Here is a 22,208-nt window from a genome sequence, read left to right on the forward strand (position 1 = left end):
GACACCGGAATCGGGCTGAGTAGAGCTACTCAACCGGTGCTGGGTGAGCGCGCCCTGCCGTGTGAGGGTTTCCCGGGGTTCCCGCGCTCGGACTCGCACGGCCGGTCGCGCGCGGCTCGTCCCGGACGCGCGCGACGCCCGGGCTGCGCCGCCCCCGAACAGCGGAGCAGTCCTGCACGGCCGGTGGCAGGAACGCGCGGAGCAGCCCTGCGCGGCGGCACTGCGCAGCCTGCGCAGGCGGGGCGGCCTCGACAGCCGGGCGATGATCGCCCGCCGTCAGCCGGCCGCCATGAGGAGGGCCTGCTCGATGCGCTCGCGCCAGCCCGTGTCGCGCGTGCCGGTCCGCGGCGTGACGGCGAACGCGTCGACCACCCGGTTGCCGAGAGTCTCGGCCTTCGCCCAGCGCACCTCGGCGTCGCAGCGCCGCAGCGCGCCCGCGACGCGGTGCAGGAGGGCGATGCGGTCCATGGCGCGCAGCTCGACCACGACCGTCTCGGGGCCGGCCGTCTCGTCGTCGAACCACAGCACCCTGGGCGACACGGGTCCGGTCGCAGCACCCGCGTAGGCCCGCTCCTTCTCGGCGAGCTTCTCCGCCAGCGCCAGCCCACCGGCGACCGCGCGTGCGAACTGGTCGCGCAGTAGCGCCGGATCGGGCGGCGTGCCGAAGCGCGGCGACGCGGTGAACACGCCGACCCTGCCGCTCTCGTGCGTACCGGCCTCACGGTCGCCCGGTTCGCGTCCGTCCGGTGGCACGGTGTGCAGCGTCGCGGTGTGCACCTCGAGGGAATTGAGCGCGAGCACGCCCGCCGCCGGAGTGAGCAGCTCGGCGCCAGCGGGAACGGCGAACACGACCGTGGCGGTCCTGTCCTGTCTGCGGTCCGGGGCCACGATGACCTGTCCCCTGCCGGTGCGGACCGCCTCGGCGACCAGCTCGCGCTGCGCCGCGTCGACGGCCTCCGGTTCGGGCAGGGGCCTGCCGGTGAGCAGGGCGCGGGTGCGGCTGACCAGTTCCGCCACCAGGCCCGCCTTCCAGTGGGTCCACACGCCGGGACCGGTCGCCAGCGAGTCGGCCTTCGCCAGCGCGTGCAGCAGTTCGAGCAGCACGGGGTCGCCGTCGATGGTCTTGGCGACACGTTCGACCGTCTCCGGTTCGCTGATGTCGCGGCGTGTGGCGGTGTCCGGCAACAGCAGGTGGTGCCTGACCATGCCGACGAGGAGCTCGGTATCCCGTTCGGACAGTCCGATACGGACGGCCACGTGCTTGGCGAGCTCCGCGCCGAGTTCGGAGTGGTCGGCCTCCCGCCCTTTGCCGATGTCGTGCAGCAACGCCCCGAGCAACAGCAGGTCGGGCCGCGCCACCGTGTCGGTCAGCCCTGCGGCCTCGACACACGCCTGCACCAGATGCCGGTCGACGGTCCACGCGTGCACCGGTTCCCGCGGCGGCAGGTCGCGGACCGCTCCCCATTCGGGCAGCAGCCGTGCCCACAGCCCGGTCCGGTCGAGGGCTTCGACGGCGTCGACGAGCCCGGCGCCGGCGCCGAGTAGTTCCGTCAGCGCCCTGCGGGCCGGTTCGGGCCACGGCGCCCGCAGTTCGGGCGCCGTATCGGCGAGCGTGCGCAACGTGCCGTGCGCGATCGGGGTGCCGGTCCGCGCCGACGCGGCCCCGACGCGCAGCAGCAGTCCGGGATCCCGCGCGGGCACGGCGTCGCGCGCCAGTGCCACCTCGTCGCCGTGCAGCACGACGCCGTCGCCGCACGGCGTGCGCGGTGGTTTCCTGCCGAACCTGCCTTTCGGCGGGTCGGCCGCCCTGAGTGCGACGTCGACGGCGTACGCGACCGCCCTTCCCGCCCCGGACAGCCTGCGGGCCAGGGCGAACCGGTCGCCGAAGTCGAGTTCCGACGCGACCACGGCCGCGTCCTCGGCCCCGAGCACGTCCCGGCCGCGGCGCACCGTGCGGCGCAGTTCCGTCCGCACGTCGAGCAGCAGTTCACGGGCGGCCGTGAGTTCCTCCCCGGGCCGGTCGGCCACCTGGGCGACGGCGAACGCATCCAGCAGTCCCAGGTCCCGCAGGCCGCCGCGGCCGTGTTTGAGGTCGGGTTCGGATGACTGGGCGATCTCCCCGCTGCGCTGCCAGCGATCCAGGGTGGCGGCGACGAGCTCCGGAACGCGTTTCCTCGCGGTGCGCCGCCACTGGTCACGAGCGGCGACCACGAGCCGGGACGCCAGTGCGGCATCGCCGGCGACGAACCTGCCGTCCAGCAGTCCCGTCGCCGTACGCAGATCCTCCGAGGCGACCTTCAGCGCCTCGGCGGGAGTACGCACCGAGTGGTCCAGGCCGATGCGCGCGTCCCACAGCGGATACCAGAGCGCATCCGCTATCTCGCCGATCTCCGGATGTCCATTGTGGAGCAGCACGAGGTCGAGATCGGAGAAGGGCACGAGCTCCCTTCGGCCGAGACCGCCGACGGCGACCAGCGCAACGCCGTCCGGTAGCGAACCGGTGACGTCGGCGCCGGCCGCCGCGGCGGCCTTGTTCAGCCAGAACTCGTACAGGTCGACCAGCGCGGCGCGCAGTGCCGCGGCACCGAGCCTGCCGTGCCTGCCTTCCAGCAGTCTGTCGACCGCCTCGACGAGTCCCCCTGCGACCACCGCGCGCGCCTAGAGGGCATCCGCGCCGCGTTCACCGGTGCGGACCCGCACGACGGTGTCGACCGAGGTGACCCACACCTTCCCGTCACCGATCTTGCCGGTGTGGGCCGCGGCGGCCACCGCGTCGATGACCTTGTCCACATTGGCGTCGTCGGTCACGACCTCGACCTTCAACTTGGCCACGAAGTCGACGGCGTACTCGGCGCCGCGGTAGACCTCGGTGTGGCCCTTCTGCCTGCCGTAGCCCTGGACCTCGCTGACGGTCATGCCGAGCACGCCGAGCTGTTCCAGCGCGGAGCGGACGTCGTCGAGGGTGAAGGGCTTGATGACGGCGGTGATCAGCTTCATGAGTTGGTCTCCTCCAGCTTCTTGGCCGAGCTCGCCATACCGCCGCCGGCCGATGTCGGACGGCCACCGCGACCGCCTGCGACGTCGTAGGCCGACTCGGCGTGCTCGGCCTCGTCGATACCCGCGACCTCGTCCTCGGTCGAGACCCGGCCACCCGTGACGGCCTTGACGACGGCACCGAGGATCGCGGCGACGACCCCGGAGTAGATCATCACGACGACCACCGACAGCACCTGCTTGCCCAGCAGGTCGACGCTACCGCCGTAGAACAGGCCGTCGACACCCTCACCGTCCGGGACCACGCTCGCAGTGGCCACGAAACCGAGCATGATCGTGCCGATCAGGCCGCCGACGAGGTGCACCCCGACGACGTCCAGCGAGTCGTCGTAGCCGAAGCGGTACTTGAGGCCGACGGCGGCCGCGCAGACGACACCGGCGATCGTGCCGATGGCCAGCGCGCCCCACGTGTCGACGTAGGCACAGGCCGGCGTGATGGCGACCAGGCCCGCCACGACACCGGACGCGGCGCCGAGGCTGGTGGGCTTGCCGTCCCGGATTCGCTCGAGCAGCAGCCAGCCGAGCATCGCGGCAGCGGTCGCGGTCACGGTGTTGATGAAGGCGATGCCCGCGACACCGTCGGCGGCGTAGGCCGAACCGGCGTTGAAGCCGAACCAGCCGAACCACAGCAGGCCGGCGCCGAGCATCACGTACGGCAGGTTGTGCGGCTTCATCGGTTCCTTCGGCCAGCCGGCACGCTTGCCGAGTACCAGCACGAGCCCGAGTGCGGCGGCACCCGCGTTGGTGTGCACCGCGGTGCCCCCCGCGAAGTCCAGTGCGCCCAGCTCGTCGATCCAGCCGCCCGAACCCCACACCCAGTGCGCCACCGGGAAGTAGACGAGCGTGGCCCACAGGCCGCCGAACAGCATCCAGGCGCCGAACTTCATGCGGTCTGCGACAGCACCGGCGATCAGTGCGACCGTGATGATCGCGAACATCGCCTGGAACGCGACGTCGACCGTGCCCGCTGTCGGGTCTCCCTCCGGCGTCATCAGGCCGGAGAGCCCGAGCATCTCGAACGGGTTGCCGACGACCCCGCCGACCGTGCCGCCGTAGGCCATCGAGTAGCCGTAGACGACCCACAGCACGCCGATGAGGCCCATCGAGCCGAAACACATCATCAGCATGTTCAGAACGCTCTTCGAGCGGACCATGCCGCCGTAGAAGAACGCCAACCCCGGCGTCATGAGCAGCACCAGCGCAGCACTGGTGAGCAACCAGGCGGTATTCCCTTCCACGCGTCTCCTCCTTAAGAGAGCAGGCAGCCGAACTCGCGATTGCGGGACAGCATCGGGAAGCCGTGTTGCGCCGAATGGCTCAGGACGTTTCGGGTGCGTGAAGCGGTTCGTCGGGATTGTTACTTCTGCGTTTCCGCCCACCGGGCCGGATACGTCCGGTTGCGAAACGTCGTGGTCGAATATGGTCCGTGACCACTCGGAACGACCCGCGCTCGTTGCCGCCCGCCGTCGTGGGCGCGTTGCGCTGCTCGGTGTGCTCGGAGCAGCTGCATCCGGAGGGGCGGTCGCTGCGCTGCGGACGTGGCCACTCGTTCGACATCGCCAAGCAGGGCTACGTCAACCTGCTCCGCGCGGGTGTCGACGCCGGCACCGCCGACACGAGCGAGATGGTCGCCGCCCGCGCGGATTTCCTCGCGACGGGCCGGTACGCACCGCTCGCGGACCTGCTCGCGCGCATCGCCCGGTCGGCAGGGGATCCGGAGTTCGTCGTCGACGCGGGGGCGGGCACGGGCTACTACCTCGCCGCGGTGCTCGAGGCCACCGAGTCCGCGTGGGGGCTGGCGCTCGACGTGTCGGCGCCCGCCCTGCGGCGTGCGGCGAAGGCACATCCGCGGATCGGCGCCGTGGTGTGGAACCTGTGGGAGCCGTGGCCGGTGGCCGACGCCGTCGCCGACGTCGTCCTCGACGTCTTCGCACCGCGCAACCCCGTCGAGTTCCACCGCGTACTGCGCCCCGGAGGCCTGCTCGCCGTGGCGACGCCCGGCGCGGGCCATCTGCGCGAGCTGGTCACCGAGCTGGGGCTACTCGACATCGCGGGCGACAAGACCGACCGGGTCGCCGAGTCGCTGGCCGGGCACTTCGAGCTCGCCGGGGTGGAGACGGTGCGGCACACCGCCGAGTTCGACGCCGACGAGGTCCGCAGGCTCGTGCTCATGGGGCCGAACGCCCACCACCTCCATCGCGACGGCCTCGGTGAGAAGCTCGACGCGCTGACCGGCGCCACGACGGTCACCGTCGAGTTCGACGTGTCGGTGCTGCGACGAAGCGGATGAGGCGGAGGAACGGACGGAGCCCGCGCGTACCGTCGGGCAACGGTAGGGCCGCGACGACCGCCGACCTGCGACGTGGGAGGAACATGTGAGCGAGCTGGCGGCGAGCGTGCTGGCCGACCGCGACTGGCTGCGAGAGGACCTGCGGCGTGCGGCGGGACTCTACGGCGCGGCTGGTGACCGGGTGCTCGGCACGATCCGGTGGTACTCGGCGTCGTCGATGCTCGTGGCGCCTGCGCTGGAGTCACTGGTCCACACCGGAACGGCGGCGGATCCGTCGCTGGAAGCCGTGATGCTGCAGGTCCACCACGATGGCCGGATCCTCGACTCCCGGTCGGTGCGGGCCTTCCACGGCGAGTTCGATCGGCTCGCGGAGGCGTTCGCGCGGGCGCTGGGTGCGGCCGTCGAGGCGATCGCGGAGGTCAGCGGGGCCACGTCACGCTCGTTGTGGGCGATCGCGGCCGATTCGATCGGGAACCGGCTGCTCTGGGCGGGGTCGCGCACGGACAGGGCCGGGGAGGCGATGCGGCTGGCTGGCGAGCTCGGTGACGGGATCGTCGCCGCGGGCGCGCCGATGCCCCGGCCGCTGTTCACCGAGGTCGGCGGGACTCCGGTGGTGCGGCGAACCTCATGCTGCCTGATCTACGACATCCCCGGCGGCCAGAAGTGCGCCAGCTGTCCGAAGCAGACCCCCGAGGAACGCACCCGGCGGCTGCGCTCCCTGCTCGGCTGAGGCCGGGCGCGAGACCCGACGGGTAGGCAGGCGCGCCACAGCGACCCGCAGCACCCCACAGCGCCCCGCAAGGCACACAGCGCCCCGCAGGGCACACCTTGATCAAGGGAAGAACAGGGGCTCCCACCCGCCGCCCGGCCACCGCCCCTCAAGGACACGCTGACGCGTGGCTGCGTTGAACGCCCCCAAGGTGACCTTGGGGGCGTTCGCCTGCGCTCCCTGCTCGGCTGAGGCCGGGTGAGGATCGCGTGCACGGATGTGCCGGTCAGTGCTGTCCACTCCGGACGGGCACAGCGGATTCCTCCCTGCTCAGGAACTCGCCGAACGGCTCGGCCCCGTGCTCGAGGTTGATCTCCCGGCCGCGCAGCCAGCTCGCGCGCACCACTCCGGCCAGCGCCCGCTCGTGATAGGCGCTCACCGGGTTGCGGTGCCGCAGCCGTGTCCGGTCGACGACGAACGCCTCGTCGGGTGCGAACACCGCGAAGTCCGCATCGCATCCGACGGCGATGCGTCCCTTGCTGGCCAGTCCGACCTGCTCGGCGGGCCGCTGCGCCATCCACCGCACGACGTCGTCGAGGGTGAATCCCCGCGACCGCGCCCCGGTCCACACGGCGGGCAGTCCCACCTGCAGGCCGGCGATGCCGCCCCAGGCATCGCCGAAGTCGCCCGTGTCGAACCGTTTCAGCTCCGGGGTGCACGGTGAATGGTCGGTCACGACGCAATCGATCACGCCGTCGCCCAGCGCCCGCCACAGCTCTTCCCGGTTGCCCGCTTCGCGGATCGGCGGGCAGCACTTGAACTCGGTGGCGCCGTCGCGGATCTCCTCGGCGACGAAACTCAGATAGTGCGGGCAGGTTTCGGCGGTGACGCGCACCCCGTCGGCGCGGGCCTGGGCGACCAACGGCACCGCGTCGCCCGCCGCCAGGTGCAGGATGTGCACGCGCGCGCCCGTACGGCGGGCGAGGTCGAGCACGCGGGCGATCGCCGTGTTCTCGGCGGCGCTCGGGCGTGAGCCGAGGAAGTCGGTGTAGGCGCGGCCGTGCGCGGCGGGCGCCCCTTCGATGGTGTCGGCGTCCTCGGCGTGCACGATCAGCAGGCCGTCGAACTCGGCCAGTTCGCGCATCGCCTCCTCGAGTCCGGTCTCGTCGAGCGGGGCGAACTCGTCGACGCCCGAGTGCAACAGGAAGCACTTGAACCCGAACACGCCCGCGTCGTGCAGCGGCCGCAGCTCGCCGCGGTTGCCGGGGACGGCGCCGCCCCAGAACCCGACGTCGACGGCGATGCGCCCCTCGGCCGCACGGCGTTTGACGTCGAGGGAGGCCACGTCCACGGTCGGCGGCAGGCAGTTGAGCGGCATGTCGACGATCGTGGTGACGCCCCCGGCGGCCGCCGCGCGGGTGGCCGTGTCGAAGCCCTCCCAGTCGCTGCGGCCGGGGTCGTTGACGTGCACGTGTGTGTCGACCAGTCCGGGGAGCAGGACCTCGTCCTCCCGCAGCTCGACCACGCGATCACCGGACAGCGCGCCGTAGTCGTCGACCGCCGCGATACGCCCGTCGGACACGCCGACACTGCACGACCGTTCGCCGTCGGGCGTCACCGCACGTGCCGCGTGGAACACCAGGTCCATACCCGCACCTCCTCACCGAAAGACCACGTGCAGCCAAGCACATGTGAAGTCATAGGTAAACACCCGCGCCGTACCCACGGTGCGCTACGGACCCCGTGCGCGGTAACCACCCCGCGCCTGACCCCGCGGCCGGGACCCGCGCGCTAGATTCGATCCGTGCTCCCCGCCGACGACACGCACCTCGGTGCCCGCATCCGGTCGCTACGCACCGGACGTGGCGTGTCCCTACGCGCCCTGTCGGCGGAACTCGGGATCAGCCCGAGCGCGCTGTCGCAGATAGAACGCGGCCGGATGCGCCCCTCGGTGACCCGGCTGCTGCAGATCATGTCGGCGCTGAACGCGCCACTGTCCGCGGCCTTCGGCGAGACGGCCCCCGGCGGGCCGACTGCCGAAGCGACCGCGGCGGACGCGACAGCGGCGGAGGCGGTTCCGAGCGGGACGCCGACCGACGGGACGGAGACCGGCGACGCGCCGCCGGGCGGAACTGGGGCCGCGCGGCGCGCGGGCACGTCCGACCTCGGCGACGCGGTCGTGGTCACGCGCGCGGACGAGTCCGCGGTGCTCTCGCTCGGCGACGGCGTCACGTACCGGAGCCTCACCCCCGTACCGCTGTCCGGCGCAGAGGTGTACGAGACCGTCTACCCACCGGGGTCGACCTCGAGCCAGGACGCCGAGTACCTCAGCCACGCCGGCCACGAGATGGGCAGCGTCACGGCCGGACGGCTGACCGTCGACGTCGACGGTGTCCGGCACGAACTCGGCCCCGGCGACGGCATCCGGTTCCCGTCGGCGCGGCCACACCGCATCCGCAACGACGGCGCCGACACCGCGGTCGCCGTGTGGATCAACGTGCACTGACCACCGAGCCGACCGGCTCCCGCACCCCGCTCAGCGGTGCCCGGAGCGGCGGCCGCGCGGCAGCCAGTCCAGCGACGTGACCGTGTCCGTGGTGGGCAGGTATTCGAGGCCGACGAACCCGTCGTAGCCGGCCGCCTCGAGCGCGGCGAGATGGCGGTCGAGGTCGGTGGTGCCGCTGCCCGGTTCGTGGCGGCCGGGTGCGTCGGCCAGCTGGACATGCCCGGTGCGCGCGGCGTGCTCGGCGACGGTGTCGATGTCGCCGACGACCGCGCGGTGGTACAGGTCCGTGAGCAGCGTCAGCTCGGGCCTGCCGACGCGGTCCAGGATGGCCAGGGCGTCAGCGGTCGTGGTCAGCGGGTACGCGGGGCGGCCGGACAGTGCCTCCAGCACGATCTTGCCGTCGAACTCGCCGACGCGGCGTGCCAGCCGGTCGAGCGTAGCGGCCGCGACCTCGTCCTGCTCCCGGGGGTCGACGCCGTCGAGCCGGTTGCCGTACAGCGCGTTGAATCGCCGGGTACCGAGCCTGCGCGCGATGTCGAGAGCCACGTCGACGCTGTCGGCCAGTTCCGTCTCACGGCCCGGCCACGACACGAGTCCGCTGTCGCCCGCCGCCATGTCGCCCGCGAAGAAGTTCAGGCTGACCAGGCGCACCCCGGCGTCGGTGATCGCCGAGACGAACGCGTCGACCTCGGCATCGGCCGGGACGGCCACGGCGTCGAACGGCCACCAGCACTCCACGGCGTCGAAGCCGGCTTCGCGCGCCGCACGGGGACGTTCGAGCAGCGGCAACTCGGTGAACAGCGTCGACAGGTGGGCGTCGAAGTGCAGGCCGTGCAGGGTGGGGTCCGGGCTCATGCGCCCATTCTGGCCCGCCCGCCGCGTTCCCCCGTAACCTTCCCCTTCGTGGGACACCTGGAGGCCGAGTTCACGAGCGAACCCTTCCATGGGGAGGGCACGCCGCCTGAGCACGCCGTCCAGGCGCGCGCCGCGGCCGAGGCGGCTGGGCTGAGCACGGACTTCGGCCCGCTCGGCACGTCGGTCAGCGGCGACTCGGAGGCCCTGCTCGACGCACTCCCCTCGATCGCGCGCGCGGCTCTCGACGGCGGCGCCACCCGGCTCACCCTGCGGCTGCAACAGCCCGGCGCCAGCGTCGAACCGGACGGGACCGAACCGGGCAGCGTGCTGGACGGCATCGTGCGCCGGGTGGAGGCCGAACTCGGCACCCGGTTGTCCGATCTGGACAGAGCAGGCAAACAGCGGGCGGTACGCCTGCTCGACGAGCGGGGCGCCTTCCAGCTGCGCCGGTCCGTGGCAGCGGTCGCCGAACAGCTCGGCGTCACGCGCTTCACGGTGTACAACTACCTCAACCGCGACCGGCACCTCGACCAGGACTGATCCCCAGGGACGCGCTCACGCGCATTCGCTTGCGCCCCGCGTGCGCACGGATTTCAACAAAATGTTGACGCACTGATGGGGCTCGCTTACGTTGCAACGGATGAGCCACCTGCGGCTGGCCGAGTTCAACTCGGCCGATCCCGACCGCGTCCGGCCACTGCTGACCGGATGCCTCGACGTCGACCGGCGGGCCGACCGCCTGCTGGCGGGCCGCCCGTACGCCGACGTCGGCGCGCTGCTGGCCCATGCCCGCATCACGCTCGAACCGGCGGAGATCCACGCCGCAACGGCGGCCCATCCGCGCATCGGCGAGAAACCGGCCGCGGGCACGTCGCGCGCCGAACAGTCCGGTGTGGACGATGCGGCCGCCGAGCGGTTCCGCGCCGCCAACGTCGAGTACGAGAAGCGGTTCGGCCACGTGTTCCTGGTGTGCGCGAGCGGCCGCAGCGGCGCCGAACTGCTCGCGAACCTCCGCTCACGGCTCGGCAACGACCCAGACACCGAGCTGCGCATCGCGGGCGAAGAACTGGTCGAGATCGCGCTGCTGCGCCTGGAGAAAGCAGTGACCGCATGAGCCTCGTGACCACGCACGTCCTCGACACCGCGCGCGGACGGCCCGCCGCGGGCGTTCCCGTGCGCCTGGACGCCCGCGACGACGACTGGTCGACCATCGCGGCCGCCACCACCGACGACGACGGCCGCGTCCGCGACCTCGGACCCGACACCCTGCCAGCGGGTGTGTACCGGCTCGTGTTCGACACCGAGTCCTATTTGGGCGAGGGCTGCTTCCTGCCCGAGGTGACCGTCGCCTTCCGCATCACCGATCCGGCCGCGCACCACCACGTACCCGTGCTGTTGAGCCCGTTCGCCTACTCCACCTACCGAGGGAGCTGATCCACATGGGCATCACGCTGGGGCCCAACCAGTACGGCAAGGCCGAGGTCAGGCTCGTCACCGTCGACCGCGAGGGGCCGGTGCACCACCTCAAGGACCTCACGGTGTCGACGTCCCTGCGCGGCCAACTCGAGCGCACGCACCTGACGGGCGACAACGCCGACGTCGTGGCCACCGACACGCAGAAGAACACCGTCTACGCCTTCGCCGCCGGCGGGGTCGGCGAGATCGAGGACTTCGCACTGCGGCTCGCCGAGCACTTCACCGGTTCGTTCGAACACATCACGGGCGCCCGCATACTGATCTCCGAACACGCGTGGAACCGCATCGACGTGGGCGGAACACCACACGATCACGCGTTCAGCCGCCCCGGGGGCGAGGAGCGCACCACGGCGGTGACGCTGCAGGACGGCAAGGCCTGGGTCGTGTCCGGCCTGACCGGCCTGACGGTGCTGAAATCCACCGGGTCGGAGTTCCACGGATTCCCGCGCGACGAATACACCACGCTCGCCGAGACCGACGACCGGATTCTTGCGACGGCCGTCACGGCACGCTGGCGCTATTCCGCCACGAGCGGTATCGACTGGACCCTGTCGTTCGACGAGATCCGCCGCACGCTGCTCGAAACGTTCGCCACCAAACACAGCCTGTCGCTGCAGCAGACCCTGTACGCGATGGGCGAAGCCGTACTCGAGGCACGGCCCGAGGTCGCCGAGATCCGGTTGGCCATGCCGAACAAGCATCATTTCCTCGTGGACCTGAGCCCGTTCGGGCTGTCCAACGAGAACGAGGTGTTCCACGCGGCCGACCGCCCGTACGGCCTCATCGAGGGCACCGTGCTCCGGGACGACGAACCCGCCGACGCGGCCGGGCTCGCCTGGTACTCGTTGCCCGAGTTCTGAGTCACCGACCGGGTTCGGCCGCGACCGGCCGAGACCGCACCCCGCCGACCGGTACCGCCGTCCGTCACCGTCGCCAGGCAGCCACCGACCACTTTGGAGGGGTTCTGCGTGCATCCCGTCGACACGAAACCGCCGCTGCCACAACTGATCGCCGGAGGCCTGCAGCACGTCGCAGCCATGTACGCGGGCGTCGTCGCCCCGCCGCTGATCATCGGCGGGGCGGTGGGCCTCTCCCCCGGCCAGCTGAGCCTGCTGATCAGCGCAAGCCTGCTGACCGCCGGCCTGGCCACGCTCCTGCAGACCCTCGGCGTGTGGCGGTTCGGCGCCCGGCTTCCGCTGGTGAACGGCGTGACGTTCGCGGCGGTCGCGCCCGTGCTGGCCATCGTGGAACAGCACGGACAGCAGGCCTCGCTCGGCGTCGTCTACGGTTCGACGATCGTCGCGGGTGCGCTGATCGTGCTGGCGGCACCGTTCTTCTCCCGGCTCACTCGGTTCTTCCCGCCGATCGTCACGGGCACCGTCATCACGCTCATCGGGGTGTCGCTGCTGCCGGTGGCGGTCGGCTGGATCGCGCAGCAGGAGGAATCGGCGAGCGGGACGAACCTCCTGCTGGCGGGCATCACGCTCGTGGCGGTTCTCGCGTTCAACCGGTTCCTGTCGGGCTTCTGGAGCCGGATCGCGCTGCTGCTGGGCCTGGTGCTGGGCACGCTCGTCGCCTGGCCACTGGGCGAGGTCGACACGTCGACACTCGCGGAGGCGCCCGCCTTCGGGATCGTCACACCGTTCCACTTCGGCACGCCGGTGTTCGACATCGCGGCGATCGTCTCGATGGCGATCGTGGCGCTGGTGATCATGGCCGAGAGCACCGCGGACATGTTGGCACTCGGCGAGATCGTCGACCGGCCCACCTCGGAGCGCACGCTGGCGGACGGGTTGCGCGCCGACGGGTTCGGCACCGCCGTGGCGACCGTGTTCGGCGGCTTCGCCTGCACGGCCTTCGCGCAGAACGTCGGACTCGTCGCCCTGACGCGCATGGTGAGCCGGTACGTGGTGGCGGCGAGCGGACTGATTCTCGTGTTGCTGGGCATGTTCCCGGTGACCGGAGGGATCGTGGCCCTCGTGCCGCAGCCCGTGCTCGGCGGTGCCGGGCTCGTGCTGTTCGGCAGCGTCGCCGTGTCGGGCCTGCGGACGCTGGCGAAGGCATCGTTCGAACGGCCCGCCAACGTCACGATCGTCGCCGCGGCGCTCGGAATCGGGCTCATCCCGATCGCGGCACCCGAGTTCTACGCCGGGTTCCCGTCCGCGCTGCGCACCGTGCTCGACTCCGGGATCAGCGCGGGCTGTCTCGCCGCCGTGGTGCTCAACCTCGTGTTCGGCGACCGTGTACGGCGGTCCGCCGCGGACCCGGAATCCACGGACACGGAACCCACGGGCACGGCAAGCACGAGCTCGACGGATCCGAACCCGACGGAGTCGTCCGGCAGCTGACCGTTTCCCGCGTGCCCGATCGCCACCGGGAGCACGACACCGGCGGGTTTCAACGGCGCCGTGTTGTCGATCCAGGCGGACGTGTTACGGACCCAGGGGGCCGTGTTGCGGACTCGTGTGCCGATGGTTCCCAGTCGGCGGGGTGGCGCCGCCCCGGAATCCGCAATACGAACCCCGCAACGCACAACACGGCCCCTGGAAAACGCAACACGGGCCCCGGAAGTTGCAACACGGGCCTGCGCGGCTCCGGGGACGGTCCGAGGCCGGGAACGCGGATCCGCGATCTCAGATGAGGTGGTCGGGGCGCACCGGGACTCGGAGCAGTTCCTTGCCGGTCGCGGCGCGGATGGCCGCGACGATGGCCGGGGTGGACGAGATCGTGGGAGGTTCGCCGACGCCGCGCAGGCCGTAGGGGGCGTGCGGGTCGGCCAGTTCGAGCACCTCGATGTTCATCGGCGGCATGTCGAGCACCGTCGGGATGAGGTAGTCGGTGAACGACGGGTTGCGGATCACGCCGCCGTCGGTCCGGATCTCCTCCATCAGCGCCAGGCCGAGCCCCTGGGCGGAGCCGCCCTGGATCTGGCCGACGACGGCCTGGGGGTTGAGCGCCTTGCCGACGTCCTGCACGCAGTCCAGCGACACCACCTTGACGAGGCCGAGCTCGACGTCGACGTCGACGACGGCGCGGTGGGCGGCGAACCCGTACTGGACGTGCGCGTTGCCCTGGCCGGTCTCGGGGTCGAGCGCTTCGGTGGGCCGGTGCCGCCATTCGACGGTCTCGTCGAACTCCGCCTCGCCGAGCACGTCGACGAGGTCGGCGAGCACGCCGTCCGCCGCGGAGGCGAGCTTGCCGCCGTCGAGGTGCAGCTCAGCGGCGGTGCGGGACAGTGTCGTCGCGGCATGGGACAACAGCGCTCCGCGTACCTTCAGCGCCGCCGCCCGCACGGCGCCACCGGTCATGTAGGACTGCCGGGACGCCGACGTCGAGCCTGCGCTGCCGATCGAGGTGCCGGCCGGCAGGATCGTCACCTGGTCGACGCCCAGCTCGGTGCGGACGATCTGCTGGAGGATCGTCACCAGCCCCTGGCCGACCTCCGCGGCCGCGGTCTGCACCGTCACGGCGGGTTCGCCGCCGACGGCGGCCAATCGCACGCGGGCGGTCGAGTAGTCGTCGAATCCCTCGGAGAAGCAGATGTTCTTGATGCCGACGGCGTAGCCGACGCCGCGCACGACGCCCTCACCGTGAGTCGTGTTGGACACGCCGCCGGGAAGGCTGCGCAGATCGGCCACGCCCGCGTCCCGTGAGGGACCGGTAGGAAGCGGCATGGCGTCGAGTCGGTCCAGCAGCTCGGCCACCGGTGCGGCCGAGTCGACGGTCTGCCCGGTGGGCATGACGGTGCCCTCGCACATGGCGTTGCGGCGCCGGACCTCGGTGGGCGAGAGCCCGCACGCGGCGGCGAGTTTGTCCATCTGCGACTCGTAGCCGAACGCCGCCTGCACCGCGCCGAATCCCCGCATCGCCCCGCACGGCGGGTTGTTGGTGTACGTGCCCCAGCAGTCGATGCGCACGTTCGGCACGTCGTAGGGGCCGACGCCGAGGGTCGCGGCATTGCCCACCACGGCACCCGTCGACGAGGCGTAGGCGCCGCCGTCGAGGTAGATCCGGGCGGTGACATAGACGAGCCTGCCGTCGCGGGTGGCACCATGCTCGTAGTACATCGTCGCGGGGTGCCGATGAACGTGGCCGTAGAACGACTCCTCACGGTTGTAGACCATCTTCACCGGGTTGCCGGTGTACAGCGCGAGCAGGCTGGCGTGGATCTGCATCGACAGGTCCTCACGCCCGCCGAACGCACCACCGACACCGGCCAGCGTCAGCCGCACCTGCTCCGGCGACACGCCGAGCGCGGCGACGATCTGCTGCTGGTCGACGTGCAGCCACTGGGTCGCCACGTACAGGTCCACGCCGCCGCTGCCGTCGGGCACGGCCAGACCGGACTCGGGGCCGAGGAACGCCTGGTCCTGCATGCCGACCTCGTAGCGTCCGGTGACGACGACGTCGGCCTGCGAGGCCTGCTCGCCCCGCCGGATCGCCGCGTGCCGCACCACGTTCCCGCCCGGGTGCACCGCCGCAACGTCGCCGCGCACCGCCTCCTCGGCGTCGGTCACCGGGTCGAGCACGTCGTAGGTGACGTCGATGAGTTTCACCGCCCGCTGCGCGGTCTCCGGGTGGTCGGCGGCCACGACGGCGACGGGTTCACCGCGGTAGCGCACCACGTCGTCGGCGAGCACGGGCTGGTCCGGGTGTTCGAGGCCGTAGCGGTTCAGGCCGGGCACGTCGTCGTGGGTCAGCACGGCGTACACGCCGGGCACGGCGACGGCGGCGGCGATGTCGACGCCGGTGACGCGCGCGTGCGGATACGGACTGCGCAGCGTCGCGCCCCACAGCATGTCCTCGTGCCACAGGTCGGACGAGTAGGCGAACTCGCCCCGCACCTTCCTGGTGCCGTCCGGGCGGGCCGGGCTGGTGCCTACCCCGTTCACGGTCGTGGCTGCGGTGCGGCCGCCGGTCGTCGACGTCATCGCATCCTCCTGCTCGCGGTGCGGAGTTCCGCGGTCACTGCCTCCTCGTCGGTGGTGGCCAGCCGCCCGTCGGCGACGACGGTCTCGCCGCCGACCAGCAGCATGCTCACATCGGGTGTCGCGCCGAGGACGAGCGCGGCGACCGGGTCGTCGATACCGGCGTAACGCAGTCCGCCGAGATCCCACACGGCCAGGTCGGCCAACTTGCCGGGTTCGAGCGAACCGATCTCCCCCTCGCGGCCGAGGCAGCGTGCCCCGCCCATCGTGCCCATCCACAGCGCCTGCCGGGTCGTCAGCGCCTCGGGACCGCCCTGCTGCCGGGCCTGCAGCAGGGCCTGGTGCAGTTCCTCCCCCAGGCCGCCGGATTCGTTGGACGCGGCACCGTCGACACCGAGGCCGACGGGTGCGCCCGCGTCGAGCAGCGCCCGCGCCGGGGCGATGCCCGTGCCGAGCCTGCCGTTCGAGGTCGGGCAGTGCGCGGCTCCCGTTCCGGTGGCGCCCATGCGGCGGACCGCGTCGTCGGCGAGGTGCACGGTGTGGGCCAGCCACACGTCGTCGCCGAGCCAGCCGAGTTTGTCGGCGTACTCGGCGGGCGTGCACCCGAACTCGGCGAGGCACTGCCGCTCCTCGTCGAGCGTTTCGGCCAGGTGCGTGTGCAGCCGGACGCCCTTGCGCCGCGCGAGGTCCGCGGCATCGATCATGAGCCGCTCGGTGACGGTGAACGGCGAGCACGGGCCCACGGCGATGCGCACCCGCGCGTCGGGCGCCGGGTCGTGGTGGGCGTCGATGGCCGCTTCCGTGCCCGCGAGGGCGGCATCGAGGTCTTCGACGAGGTGATCCGGCGGCAGTCCGCCGTGGGACTGCCCGCGGTCCATCGAGCCACGCACGAGGTGGCCGCGCACACCGACCCGGTCCACCGCGGACACCAGGGCGGCCAGCTGGTCGCCGCCCTCGCGCGGAAAGACGTAGTGGTGGTCGGCGACCGTGGTGCAGCCGGTGAGCGCGAGGCGCGCCAGTCCGGCGGACGCGGCGGCGTGGGTGATCTCGGCGTCGAGGCCGCCCCACACCGGATACAGCTCGACGAGCCACTGGAACAGTGTCGAATCGGCGGCGTAGCCGCGCGTGGCCCACTGGTACAGGTGGTGGTGGGTGTTGATCAGCCCTGGGGTGACGAGACGCCCGGAGGCGTCGACCCGGGTTCCGGTGTACCGCGCGGGCGCGGGGCCGTCCCCGACGGCGACGAGGACCTCGCCGTCGACGACGACGTGGCCGTTGCGGTACTCGGTCCCCTGGGCGTCGACGGTCGCGACCGCCGCGTTCTCGATGATCATCATCGCGCACTCGCCGCCGAGCGCACCGCGTCGAGGATCTTCTCGTAACCCGTGCAGCGGCACAGGTTCCCCGCCAGGGCCTCGCGGATCTCCTCGTCACTCGGATCCGGTTCGCGGCGCAGCAGGTCGTGCGCGGCGACGACCAGTCCCGGCGTGCAGAATCCGCACTGGACGGCGCCGCACTCCACGAACGACTGCTGGACGGGATCGAGCGTGTCGCCGTCGGCGAGCCCTTCGACGGTACGAACCTCCCTGCCCTCGGCCTGCCCCGCGGCGACGAGGCAGGCGCACGCGGGCACCTCGTCCAGATACACCGTGCAGGAGCCGCACTCGCCCTGTTCGCAGGCGTTCTTCGACCCCGGGAGGCCGAGCCGCTCCCGCAGCACGTACAGCAGGCTCTCGCCTTCCCACACGTCGTCGGCCCGGCGCCGCTCGCCGTTGACGGTCAGATTCAGGCGCATGCTCGCACGCTCCCTCGGTAGTCGTCCCAGGCCCAGGTCAGCGTCCGTCGCGCGAGGACGCCGAGGGCGTGGGTGCGGTAGTCGGCGGTACCCCGGACGTCGTCGATCGGTTCCGTGGCCGCGGCCACGAGCTCGGCGAACCGCCGCTTCAGCGAGTCCGGCAGCGGCGCGTCGTCGTCCCACGGCAGTTCGGCGGCGAGGAACTCCTCGGCTCCCGACACCCGGCGCGGGGTGGGCGCGGCCGATCCGATGGCGACGCCGGCGCGGCCGTCGCGGAGGACGAGGCCCAGCGAGCACACCGCGATCACCATGGCGTTGCGCGTCCCGATCTTGCTGAACTGTTCCGCGGCCGTTCCCGCCGTGGGCAGGAGCACGGCGGTGATCAGCTCGTCGGGTTCGAGGACGCTGCGCTTGACGCCTGTGTAGAAATCTGTCGCCGGAATCCGCCGCACGCCGCGAGCCGAGGCGAGTTCGATCTCCGCGCCGGCGGCGAGCAGTACGGGGTGCGTGTCGCCCGCGGGCGAGGCGGCACCCAGGTTGCCGCCGACCGTGCCGCGGTTGCGGATCTGCGGCGACCCCACCGTGCGGGAGGCCATCGCCAGGCCGGGGAGCGTGTCACCGAGTTCGTCGATCAGTCGGGTGTAGGGCACGCCCGCCCCCAGTCGGACGTACCCGCCGGACGCGGACCAGGTGGCGAGCTCGGCGATCCGCGTCAGGTCCAGTAGCGCCTCGGGGCGCCGGTGGTCGTAGTTGAGTTCGACCATCACGTCGGTGCCGCCTGCGATGGGCACGGCCCCCGGACGCTCCGCCTTCGCGGCGAGCGCCTCCTGCAGGCTGTCCGGTCGGACGAATTCCACGGCCTCGCTCCAGGTGTCGGGTTGCTTCTGTCAGTAGACAGCCCGACCCGGTCCGCGGCAACGGCGCGCACACATGAAAGCGTGGCCCCACGACCGGCTGATTTTGTGTTTTCCTACAAATCTGATGACGCTGGTGAAGACTCTGCTGGAGATCCCGAGCCTGCGACTGCGCGTGCACACGGGCGGGAATCTGCTCGACCGCGAGGTCAGCCGGATCTACGTGACCGAACTGCCCGATCCGAGCCGCTACCTGTCCGAGGGCGAGTTCGTGTTGTCGGGACTGCTGTGGTGGCGCGAACCGGGCGATGCGGAGCCGTTCGTGCACGCGCTCGCCCACGCGCGGTGCGCCGGGCTGGCGGCGTCGGGGGCCGACACCGGCGGCATCCCGGACGACCTGGTCGAGGCGTGCCGGCGGCATCGGATTCCGCTGCTGGAGGTACCCGCCGACCTCTCGTTCGCCGTGGTGACCGAACGGGTCGTGCTGGCCCTGGCCGCGGAGACCGGCGGTTCCCGCAAACGGCTGCTGTCGGCGGCGGCCGACGACGCGTCGCTGCCCGCGCTGTTGGCCTGCGGCGCCGCCGAACTCGGCGCGGACTGCTGGGTCGTCACCCCGACGGGCCGCGTCGTGGCCGCCAACGACCCGAGGCCGCCGCGGCGACGCAGCGTGCTCGCCGTGGGAGGAAGGAACGCGGTGCCGTGGTCGCTCGTCGTCGACGCGGACCTGGGCCCCGGCGCATCGGAGGTGGCCGAGGAACTGGCGAGCCTGGTCGGGCTGGCCCGTGGCCGCGAGGACGAGGTACGCCGCACCCGCATGCAGGTCGCCGCTCCCCTGGTGCAGGCACTGGCCGACCCCGCGAGCACGACCGAGGAACTCACCCGGGCGCTGGCCGCGACGGGACTGTCCGGCGAGAAGCCCGTGCGGGTCCTGCTCGCACGCACTCCCGGTTCGGGTGCGGCCGCGGAGATCCTCGACGAATTGCTCGCGGTCCTGTCGGCCGAGGACACGGCCTTCACCGGACCGGGCGCCCCGGATCTCGTGGAGGAGGCGTGGGCGGTCGTACCCGCGGGCGCCGGCTGGCCCGAGGATTGGGCCGCGCGGGCGACCGACGCGCTCGCGGCGCTCGGGCGAGGCCGCGTCCTCGTCGGTGCGGGCGGTCCGGTGCAGGTACCGGGACTGCGGGGTGCGGCGGACGAAACTCGGCACGCGGTGCAGGCGGCACAGCGCCGCCCCGAACGGGTCGCCGTCGCCTCGGGTGACGACCTGGGCATGCACCGATTGCTGCTCGCGGGAGCGCCGGACGAACTGCGCCGCACGTTGGCCGGGCGCGTACTCGGGGCGCTACCGCAGCATCCGGAGCTGCTGCGCACCGTCCGCGTCTACCTGGAATGCTCGGGATCCCCTGCGAAGGCGGCCAAGCAACTGCACGTCCACGTGAACACGCTGCGGTACCGCATCGCGCGGGCCGGCGAGATCCTCGACGCCGACCTCACGGACTTCCGCACCCAGGTCGAGGTCTTCCTCGCGCTGTCCGTGGAGTCCTGACAGGACCCGCCGCGGCCTTCGCGACACCGCTGTGGGCCGTACCGTGTGAAGTGATGGCACGCGACAGGAGTGACGAACGAACGCTCGCCGAGCTGGGGGCGACACTGTCCCGGCTCGACGGTCAGAGCTACGGCAGGTACAAGAGTCTCCAGGGCGACTGGGACGCGGGCGGATACACGGTCGGCGTCCGCAAGGCGCAGACGGATCCGTTCGCCCCGGCGAGCCGCATCGAGGTGCGGATCTCGGCGGACTACGCCGGGTTCCCGAAGGAACTGTGGCACACGCCGGTCCGCGCACGTGCGCTCGCGGACCGCCTGCTGCGGGTACTGGGTCAGCAATTGCGCGGGTCGCTGCTGCGCGCCGACGTGGGCGGACAGCAGGTGCTGGACCGCAGTGCGCTGCGGATCTCCGGCGGCGCACTGACCGTACGGCTGGGCATCGACCTGCCGGGGCCGCGCCGCCGCATCGACGGCCGCGGCGCGCGGAAGGCGCTGTGCGAGCAGCTCCCCCGCGCCGTCGAGTCGCTGCGCTACGACGCGCTCGACGCCGACGACCTCGCCGCGTTCGTCGACTCCGTGGAGGACACCGATGCGCTGCGGAAGGCCCTGCCCGAACGCGGGCTGGTGGCGTTCGTCGCCGATGGCGCGATGCTGGCACGCCGCAGCGGCACCGATGACCGGCCGTTGGCCGACGGCGTCCCGTTCGAATCCCCCGAGTCGCTGCGCACCACTGTGGAATTGCCCAACCGGGGGACGGTCACCGGGATGGGCATCGCCGAGGGCATCACGTTGATCGTCGGCGGCGGGTTCCACGGCAAGTCGACGTTGCTGCGCGCGCTCGAGCGCGGCGTGTACGACCACGTTCCCGGCGACGGCAGGGAACTGGTGGTCAGTCGGTCTGCCACGGCGAAGATCCGCGCCGAGGACGGACGCAGCGTGGAGCGGGTGGACGTCAGCGCGTTCGTCGGCGGGCTGCCCACCGGCGCGGACACGAGGGACTTCTCGACGTCGAACGCCTCCGGGTCGACCTCGCAGGCCGCGACCACGGTCGAGGCCCTCGAGGCGGGCGCCGAGGTGCTGCTGATCGACGAGGACACCGCGGCGACGAACCTGATGATCCGCGACGCCCGGATGCAGGAGCTCGTCGCCAAGGGCAACGAGCCGCTGACACCGTTCGTGGATCTCGTGCGGCCGCTCTACACCGAACACGGCGTGTCGACCGTGCTGGTGATGGGTGGCTCCGGCGACTACCTCGACATCGCCGACCGCGTGATCATGATGGCGTCCTACCACGCGGAGGACGCGACGGAACGGGCTCAGCAGCTACGCGGCCGGGCCGACCGGACGGTCGAGGCCAGCGGGTTTCCCGCCGCGGCGCACCGGGTGTGCGACCCCGCGTCGCTCTCGCCCGAACACAAGGGCAGGCGCAAGGTCAAGCAACGCGGCATCGACACGCTCACCTACGGCGACACGGACATCGACCTGCGTGCCGTGGAACAGATCGTCGACCCCGGTCAGGTGATGGGCATCGGCCTGGCACTGGCTCACGGCGTCGAAGCGGGACTGGTCGACGGTGACCGCACCATCGCCGAGTTCCTCGACCTGCTCGATGACGACCTCGCCGACGGCGCCGACGCGATCCGCCACGGCTTCCTCGGCGACTACGTCGTGCCGCGCCGGTTCGAGGTCGCCGCCGCACTGTCCCGGCTGCGCTCACTACGCGTGGCCCGGCTCCGCGACGGCTGACGGCTGGCGACTGGCGACGGCAAACGAGCCGGCACCTGCGGCTGTGGCTCGGCGCCGGCCGCTCACGGCTCGAACGGTGCCTGACCGCGGACGACGGTGCGCCGAACCGAGCGCCCGTCCACGACCCGCCGGTCCCGGCGACGAACCCCTCGCGGGCCCGGGACCGGGGGATAACCTCGGTGACGATGATCGACGTGCGGGACGGCTCGGGCGAGGCAGGCACGATCCTGGGCAAGCGCACTGTGCTGCAGCTCGCGTGCGGCGTCTTCGTCGCTCTGGTCGGGCTCTTTCTGGCGATCGGTTCCGACAACCCGGTCTGGCTGTCCGCGGCGCAGGTCGGTGCGGGCGCGACGATGACCGTGGCGGCCTGGCGTTCCCGGCCGCGACGTCGGCGGTCGGCCTCCGACCACACCGGCGAGGTCGGCCGCGCCGACACCGACGGGCGGTGAA

Annotated in this window: 20 protein-coding genes; 11 read left to right on the forward strand and 9 right to left on the reverse strand. The window is 72.0% G+C overall.

Features of this window, described 5'->3' with window-relative positions; translation table 11 throughout:
- Window positions 1–276 precede the first annotated feature (276 nt).
- The 3 genes from FB384_RS01555 to FB384_RS01565 are packed head-to-tail and all read right to left on the reverse strand — an operon-like array spanning window position 277 to window position 4,292.
- Window positions 277–2,649 carry a [protein-PII] uridylyltransferase gene (locus tag FB384_RS01555; RefSeq protein ID WP_183778467.1) on the reverse strand — a complete coding sequence of 791 codons (2,373 nt, stop codon included), beginning with the start codon at window positions 2,647–2,649 and terminating at the stop codon, window positions 277–279.
- A 9-nt stretch (window positions 2,650–2,658) separates the two neighbouring features.
- Window positions 2,659–2,997: a P-II family nitrogen regulator gene (locus FB384_RS01560; protein WP_183778469.1), complete on the reverse strand. Its 339-nt coding sequence runs from the start codon at window positions 2,995–2,997 to the stop codon at window positions 2,659–2,661.
- Window positions 2,994–4,292 (reverse strand): ammonium transporter, encoded by a 1,299-nt coding sequence (locus tag FB384_RS01565; RefSeq protein ID WP_183778470.1) that lies wholly within the window; start codon window positions 4,290–4,292, stop codon window positions 2,994–2,996. The genes FB384_RS01560 and FB384_RS01565 overlap by 4 nt, the downstream gene beginning before the upstream one ends.
- 215 nt (window positions 4,293–4,507) lie before the next feature.
- Here FB384_RS01565 and FB384_RS01570 point away from each other — a divergent pair, with 215 nt between their 5' ends.
- Together FB384_RS01570 and FB384_RS01575 are read left to right on the forward strand one after the other, a co-directional pair.
- Entirely contained in the window at window positions 4,508–5,344 is an 837-nt protein-coding gene (locus FB384_RS01570; RefSeq protein ID WP_221212851.1) for a putative RNA methyltransferase, read from the forward strand.
- An 85-nt stretch (window positions 5,345–5,429) separates the two neighbouring features.
- Window positions 5,430–6,074 carry a (2Fe-2S)-binding protein gene (locus FB384_RS01575; protein ID WP_183778474.1) on the forward strand — a complete coding sequence of 215 codons (645 nt, stop codon included), beginning with the start codon at window positions 5,430–5,432 and terminating at the stop codon, window positions 6,072–6,074.
- Between the two features lie 265 nt (window positions 6,075–6,339).
- Here FB384_RS01575 and allB read toward each other — a convergent pair whose 3' ends face one another.
- On the reverse strand, window positions 6,340–7,701 hold the full coding sequence (gene allB, locus FB384_RS01580) for an allantoinase AllB (RefSeq protein ID WP_183778475.1): 1,362 nt from the start codon (window positions 7,699–7,701) through the stop codon (window positions 6,340–6,342).
- A gap of 156 nt (window positions 7,702–7,857) precedes the next feature.
- On the opposite strand from allB, the gene FB384_RS01585 reads away from it, so the two are divergent.
- The gene (locus FB384_RS01585) at window positions 7,858–8,559 is read left to right on the forward strand and encodes a helix-turn-helix domain-containing protein (protein ID WP_221212606.1); all 702 of its coding nucleotides are present in this window, start codon (window positions 7,858–7,860) and stop codon (window positions 8,557–8,559) included.
- 30 nt (window positions 8,560–8,589) lie between these two features.
- Here the strand turns inward: FB384_RS01585 and FB384_RS01590 are convergent, their stop codons facing one another.
- Window positions 8,590–9,414, reverse strand: a complete 825-nt coding sequence (locus tag FB384_RS01590) for a hydroxypyruvate isomerase family protein (RefSeq protein WP_183778477.1) — start codon at window positions 9,412–9,414, stop codon at window positions 8,590–8,592.
- Window positions 9,415–9,462: 48 nt separating this feature from the next.
- On the opposite strand from FB384_RS01590, the gene FB384_RS01595 reads away from it, so the two are divergent.
- The 5 genes from FB384_RS01595 to FB384_RS01615 all read left to right on the forward strand — a co-directional run bounded on the left by FB384_RS01595 (window position 9,463) and on the right by FB384_RS01615 (window position 13,238).
- Window positions 9,463–9,954, forward strand: coding sequence for a helix-turn-helix domain-containing protein (locus FB384_RS01595; RefSeq protein ID WP_258937403.1), 492 nt, complete (start codon window positions 9,463–9,465; stop codon window positions 9,952–9,954).
- A gap of 100 nt (window positions 9,955–10,054) precedes the next feature.
- A complete protein-coding gene (locus tag FB384_RS01600) occupies window positions 10,055–10,528 on the forward strand; it encodes a 2-oxo-4-hydroxy-4-carboxy-5-ureidoimidazoline decarboxylase (protein ID WP_183778480.1) in 474 nt (157 codons plus the stop codon).
- Window positions 10,525–10,848, forward strand: coding sequence for a hydroxyisourate hydrolase (gene uraH, locus FB384_RS01605; protein ID WP_183778482.1), 324 nt, complete (start codon window positions 10,525–10,527; stop codon window positions 10,846–10,848). The genes FB384_RS01600 and uraH overlap by 4 nt, the downstream gene beginning before the upstream one ends.
- Before the next feature lie 5 nt (window positions 10,849–10,853).
- Window positions 10,854–11,750, forward strand: a complete 897-nt coding sequence (gene pucL, locus FB384_RS01610; RefSeq protein ID WP_183778484.1) for a factor-independent urate hydroxylase — start codon at window positions 10,854–10,856, stop codon at window positions 11,748–11,750.
- A 108-nt stretch (window positions 11,751–11,858) separates the two neighbouring features.
- Complete coding sequence (locus tag FB384_RS01615; protein ID WP_258937399.1) at window positions 11,859–13,238, forward strand: nucleobase:cation symporter-2 family protein; 1,380 nt, start codon at window positions 11,859–11,861, stop codon at window positions 13,236–13,238.
- Between the two features lie 285 nt (window positions 13,239–13,523).
- Here FB384_RS01615 and pucD read toward each other — a convergent pair whose 3' ends face one another.
- Genes pucD through FB384_RS01635 form a run of 4 tightly spaced genes read right to left on the reverse strand, consistent with a single transcriptional unit; the run spans window position 13,524 to window position 18,470 of the window.
- Window positions 13,524–15,821 (reverse strand): xanthine dehydrogenase subunit D, encoded by a 2,298-nt coding sequence (gene pucD / locus FB384_RS01620; RefSeq protein ID WP_183778488.1) that lies wholly within the window; start codon window positions 15,819–15,821, stop codon window positions 13,524–13,526.
- The gene (locus tag FB384_RS01625) at window positions 15,818–17,155 is read right to left on the reverse strand and encodes an 8-oxoguanine deaminase (RefSeq protein WP_183778490.1); all 1,338 of its coding nucleotides are present in this window, start codon (window positions 17,153–17,155) and stop codon (window positions 15,818–15,820) included. The genes pucD and FB384_RS01625 overlap by 4 nt, the downstream gene beginning before the upstream one ends.
- Entirely contained in the window at window positions 17,152–17,613 is a 462-nt protein-coding gene (locus FB384_RS01630; protein ID WP_183778492.1) for a (2Fe-2S)-binding protein, read from the reverse strand. The genes FB384_RS01625 and FB384_RS01630 overlap by 4 nt, the downstream gene beginning before the upstream one ends.
- Window positions 17,604–18,470, reverse strand: a complete 867-nt coding sequence (locus tag FB384_RS01635; protein WP_183778494.1) for an FAD binding domain-containing protein — start codon at window positions 18,468–18,470, stop codon at window positions 17,604–17,606. The genes FB384_RS01630 and FB384_RS01635 overlap by 10 nt, the downstream gene beginning before the upstream one ends.
- 124 nt (window positions 18,471–18,594) lie before the next feature.
- On the opposite strand from FB384_RS01635, the gene FB384_RS01640 reads away from it, so the two are divergent.
- From FB384_RS01640 to FB384_RS01650, 3 genes are all read left to right on the forward strand, one after another.
- On the forward strand, window positions 18,595–20,013 hold the full coding sequence (locus FB384_RS01640; RefSeq protein ID WP_183778496.1) for a PucR family transcriptional regulator: 1,419 nt from the start codon (window positions 18,595–18,597) through the stop codon (window positions 20,011–20,013).
- Window positions 20,014–20,066: 53 nt separating this feature from the next.
- Window positions 20,067–21,758, forward strand: a complete 1,692-nt coding sequence (locus FB384_RS01645) for an ABC-ATPase domain-containing protein (RefSeq protein WP_183778498.1) — start codon at window positions 20,067–20,069, stop codon at window positions 21,756–21,758.
- Window positions 21,759–21,943: 185 nt separating this feature from the next.
- Complete coding sequence (locus tag FB384_RS01650) at window positions 21,944–22,207, forward strand: hypothetical protein (protein ID WP_183778500.1); 264 nt, start codon at window positions 21,944–21,946, stop codon at window positions 22,205–22,207.
- Window position 22,208: the final 1 nt, after the last annotated feature.

It is taken from the genome of Prauserella sediminis (assembly GCF_014195435.1).
Classification (GTDB): Bacteria; Actinomycetota; Actinomycetes; order Mycobacteriales; family Pseudonocardiaceae; genus Prauserella; species Prauserella salsuginis.